Source organism: uncultured Rhodococcus sp. (genome assembly GCF_963525155.1).
In the GTDB taxonomy this organism is placed as follows: domain Bacteria; phylum Actinomycetota; class Actinomycetes; order Mycobacteriales; family Mycobacteriaceae; genus Rhodococcus_F; species Rhodococcus_F qingshengii.
On record NZ_CAURKP010000290.1, the window covers coordinates 1 to 4,811 of the forward strand.

General features: G+C 65.4%; 2 protein-coding genes. Both read right to left on the reverse strand.

The genetic code is table 11. The features are described 5' to 3' along the window. Positions 1–22: 22 nt before the first annotated feature. On the reverse strand, positions 23–4,198 hold the full coding sequence (locus tag RWT78_RS28300) for a TIGR02680 family protein (RefSeq protein ID WP_314682605.1): 4,176 nt from the start codon (positions 4,196–4,198) through the stop codon (positions 23–25). Beyond that, positions 4,195–4,811: DUF2398 family protein (locus tag RWT78_RS28305; protein WP_314682609.1), on the reverse strand; the 617-nt coding region annotated here is incomplete at its 5' end. The genes RWT78_RS28300 and RWT78_RS28305, both read right to left, overlap by 4 nt.

Genomic DNA, 4,811 nt, shown 5'->3' on the forward strand with positions numbered 1-4,811 from the left:
TAATAAAGGCGCACAGCAGTTTCTAGGCGTAGTCCAACGCACCTTCGGCGGGTGTCGGCACCCGGCGCCGTAGCGGCGAGCCCAATGCCCTCGCCAGATCCGTTCCGTCGTGCTCGGCAAGCAGCTCACCGTTCGACCAGACCAGCAGCGCGGCGCTGACAGCCTGCTCGGCCGTGGAGTGCGCGAGGTCGTAGTGCGCACAGCCGGGGACGTCTGCGTATGTGATCCACAGGTCGTAGCCGGTCATGAAGAGGTCCAGGTCGAACTGAACGCTCAAGCCGAGAAGCTCGCTGCGACCGTTGTCGTCGACACCGGCGAAAGCCTCGTCGAGTGCCAGCAGACGCGGGGCGTGCGGGTCGGCCGAGTCCAACATGACGTGCGCCGCGGCGAACAAAGGAAGGTGCAGCGAGACGGACTGCTCGCCACCGGACAGCGCGCTGTGCCGCGCGACGGTAAGACGGTCTTCCTTGCCCTCACCGCTGATGAGGGTGAACGAGAACACGCGCCATTGACGGTAGTCGAGCGCCGAGGACAGAATCTCCGGGTACGAGCGTTCGGGGTGCGCCGCGCGGGCGGTACGGATCTGCGTCGCGAAATGTGCTCGCAGAGTAGCTAGTTCATCGACGCCGAGGGCCGACGCGTCTCGATCCAGCAGCTTGGAGATCGCCCGCGAGCTGTCGTCGAGGTTGTCGGCGAGCACCCAGTGAACGCCGATGGTATTGCCTGAGGACATCCGACGCTCACGCATCTCGGTGCCCATCTGTGTGATCAACTCGCGTGCGTCGACCGTGCGCTCGTGGATCTGCTGAGCCAATCCGGTCAACAGGGCATCTTCGAGAATGCGACGCTCGGACTCGGTGAGCAACTGCTCCTGATCGCCGCGAGCGTCGTGGATCCGTGTTGCGAACTCGCCGATCGACGAATAGCCCTGATCGTCCTGGACTCGTACGACGGTCAGCCCATCCGGTGCATCCCACTGCAGACGGTAGTCCTGTCCGGCTGCTGCGAGTTGCGCGTCGAAGTCCTGCAGCGCCGAGGTCAGTGCCGTGCGGGTTGCCTTTCGGGCGCCGTCGGTGACTCGGACTGCCGAGGTCGCAGCCTCGAGCGCTCGGTACAACCTGTCGACGTCTTCGGGGAGGACGGGCGGGTGGGCTGCGTCCTCGCTGCGATCTTCGTTCTGGATGCGGTAGACCAACTGATCGGGGCTCATCCACGCCGCTGAACTTGCCGGCCAGCTCAGATGTTCCTTGACGCCCAACAACTCGAGAAGGTCCGGGCGCGCGTAGGGTGCGAGTCGCTCTGCATCACTGCGGGTTTCGGTCAGGGTGTGACGCAAGGTCTCCACGGCGGTGTTGTACGCACCCTCCGCCGTGCCGATCTGGAGGACGGCGGCGTCGTACGCCTTTCGCGCCGCACGCTGTTCGACCTTGCATTCTTCGATCTTCGCGCGGGCTTTTGCCAGGTCCAGGTCGATCTGCTCGGCGCTGGCACCGAGGGTGTCGCGCAGCGTCTCGAGACGCTGCACCTGCTGGATCAGACTCTCCTCGGCGATGGCGGCTTCCTCGGCGAATTCCTCCGCATTGGCGCGTGATTCGTCGAGACGGTCGCGAGACTCGCGTTCGAGTTCGACTTCCTTGGCATGCTCCCGTCGGCAGCGCAGCGCCAGTTCGCCCTGCTTCTCGAAATGACGGATCGCCGCCGCGAGGGAGTCGAGTTCACGGCCGATATGCGGCGTCCGGTGCTGCGACGCCGTCGCTCGGAGTTGCTTTTCCTTCGCCGCGAGATCAGCGATCGCCGCATCGAGTTCGCGTTGTGCCGTTTCCGTGGCCTCCGAGCGAGTACGGAGTGCGCCGGCGGATTCGGTGACCGTCTTGAGTGCGCGCAGGATCGAACCTGTCTTCGGCAATTCCTTTGCCGCAGAGTTGATCCGGCTCAGTTGCTCGTTGGTCTGCGCCACCAGTGCCTTGGCCGTATCGACTGCCGCGGCAAGTTCTTCCAGAGCCGCGTCGATCTCGGTGATCCGAGCCTCGCGTCGACGCGCCCGTGCTGTGGTGCCGATGTACTCGGCGTCGGCCTTGACGTGCCGGCCACGCGCGACGCCCTGCCAGAAGCGGCCGTCGACGCCGATCGCGACGCTTGCATCGGAGTCTCCCGGTGCCTCGACGAGACTGATCGACGCGAGAATGTCCTGTACCCGAGCGTCGGGTACGTCGGCATTGCCTTCGACCTCGAGGACGTCCGCCAGCGTTCGTCCCTTCGGACGCTGCTTGACGGGCAGAGCCGTCAGGAACTGCTCGCTGACGTGCTCGGGAATCTTCTCGTCCGGGCAGACCCAGCCGTCGAGCAGATTTGCCGCCTGGAGTGCGGATTCGATTCCCGTGGCCACGTCTGGTTCGACGGAGTCGGCGAAGCGCACCAACTGCCACAGCGGTGCACCACCCAGTTCACTGCGGTTGTCGGTGCGTGCGTGGAAGGCAGGCGGAGCGTCGTCGTGTTCCGCCGAGACGGCCTTGCGCTCGGATTTGAGAGCCGCGATGGAGGCGTGTGAGGCAGATATTTCAGCTTCGGCCTCACGTCGACGCTCGCGCAGCGTCTCGGTGCCGGCTTCGGTGTGCTCGGCGAGAACTGCGGACAGCGCCGGAGCGTCTTCGTCGCCGACTTCGGCGAGCGCCGCGTCGAGAGCTTCGAACAGCGACGTGTCGGCGCCGACAGCCGAAAACAGGGAGGAGTGATCGGTCCACCACGCGCGCAGCCCGCTGGCGCACTGACTGCGTGCGAGTTCCACGGCAGCTTCGCCCTCGAGTACAGCCGCCTTGGACGCTTCGAGCAGCTCTTGTCCACGGCGAGAGCTGTTTTCGGCCCGGGTTCGTTCGGTCGCCGCCTTCTCGACGGTCGCCAGTGCGGTGCGGACGACGCGTACGTCACCGTCACGCTCCTCGGCATGGCCACGGACTGCTGCCGTGATCTGGTCACTGCGTGAGCCGTCGGGCAGGGGAGTCCAGACGATGCCGGCGTCCTCAGCGGCCGCCTGCAGTTCGTCCTCGGCGCGCGAGAGTGCTTCGGCCGCACGCTTGACCGACGATGCAGCCTTGTCGGCTTCGTCGCCGCGTTGAGCGAGTGCGGCCTGCGCTTTCCGGGACTTGTCTGCCTGCTGCTCGGTCGAGAGCTTGAGCGTCGCGACGGCCTGGGCGAGGTCGTCGAGTTGCTGTTTGCCTTCGTACGCGCTCGAGCGTTGCAGTGCTTCGACATTGGCGCGCGCGTTCTCGAGTGCCTGCTCGGCCTGGTTGAAGCGCTCCTCGGCTGCTGCCCGCGCCTCACGGCTGCGGGTCTGGGCGAGCGACGACTCGTCCATGGCGGCAACACCTCTGGTGACCGCTGCGAGGCGGGTGCTGACCTGTTCGATCTCTCCGCGAGACTGCTGACGCAGGTACTTGGTGTAGACCCCGATGAAACTCTGGGCTGCCTGATCGGCGGCCGCGAGCCCCTCGAGCGCGCGGCCGACTTCCTCCATGTCGCTGAACGAACGCGCAGCTTCGAGGACCAACTGATCGTCGAGTGGACGGAGACCGTCGGTGAGTGCCTGCGAAAGGCCCTTCGGGTCGAGGTTCTTCGCGAGCTGGGGACGGCGAAGCGTGAGAATGAGATTGATCAGCTGGTCGTAGCGCTGCACTCCGAGACCGAACATTCGCGCGTCGATGGCTGTGCGGTAGTCGAGGGGACGGTCGGTGATGGAATCGCTGCCGAGTTGTTCGGCCAACTGCTTCTTGGTGAGAGGACGATCGTCGTTGCCGATCAGCGAGAAGTCGACTCCGACGCGGCCGTCGGCGACGAAGTACCAGCGGGTGACCTTGTCGTTGGTTCGGGTTGCCCGCATGCCGATACCCACGGTCACCGACTCGGGATCTTCGAGGGAGCCGCGGCAGAACTCCATCCACACGTAGGAGTGCGCGCTGTCCTGGCCCCGGTAGAGCAGGTTGGACTTCATCGTGCGCTCTTCACCGGCGAACGGGTTGAGGCGCCGCGGTTCGATGCGGCCGTCGAAGACGAACGGGAACAGGACCTCGAGGGCCTTGGTCTTGCCGGATCCGTTGGGTCCCCGCAGAACCAGTCGACCGTCGGCGAACGAGAACTCTTGGTCTCGGTAATCCCAGAGGTTGATGATTCCAGCCCGAGTAGGTCGGAAGCGGGCGTTGCTCATACGTTCTCTACCTCTGATAGTTCGCCGTTGGGGGAAGGTTCGGGGCCGAATTCGTCGACCGGATCCGGTGCGGAGTTGTCCACCGCGAAGTCGATCTGAGGATCGCGTTCGCGCACGGAGACCACGACGTCGCGGTACCGGGCAAGGACGGGCAACACCAGTACGCCGCCGTCGACCGCATGCGTCAGGCGCAGACGTTGCAGCAACCCGAGCGCCTGCTTGCGCAGCCCGTTGTGATCGGCCTGCCACTGCGCCGCGAAAGTTCGCCCGAACTGGTCCACCAACTCGGTGACCTTGTCAGCGAGCCAGTCGTCGTCGATTTTCGGGTACGTGACGGGTGGCGGTGGCTCGGCCGGTTCGCCGGCGGGCAGCACGAAGTCGTCGTCCTCGTCGGCGAGGTCCTCGAAGATCCCGGCCTCGGGGATGGCGGCATCGAGTTGTTCGATCAGATGATCGTCCGACACGTGCGGGATCGGAAGTTTCGGCAGTTCAGGAGCGTCGACGTCGAGTACGCGGTCGGCAATCTCGCCGGCCAGGAGAAGTGCCACCTGAGCGATCGTTCCGGTGCTCGGGAAGCGGACGTCGGAGAGGCGACCGGTGGGATCGATCATCG

Bases quoted from the DNA above. Each gene is read 5' to 3' on its own strand.
- RWT78_RS28300 (WP_314682605.1), bottom strand. From the start codon at position 4,198: ATGAGCAACGCCCGCTTCCGACCTACTCGGGCTGGAATCATCAACCTC.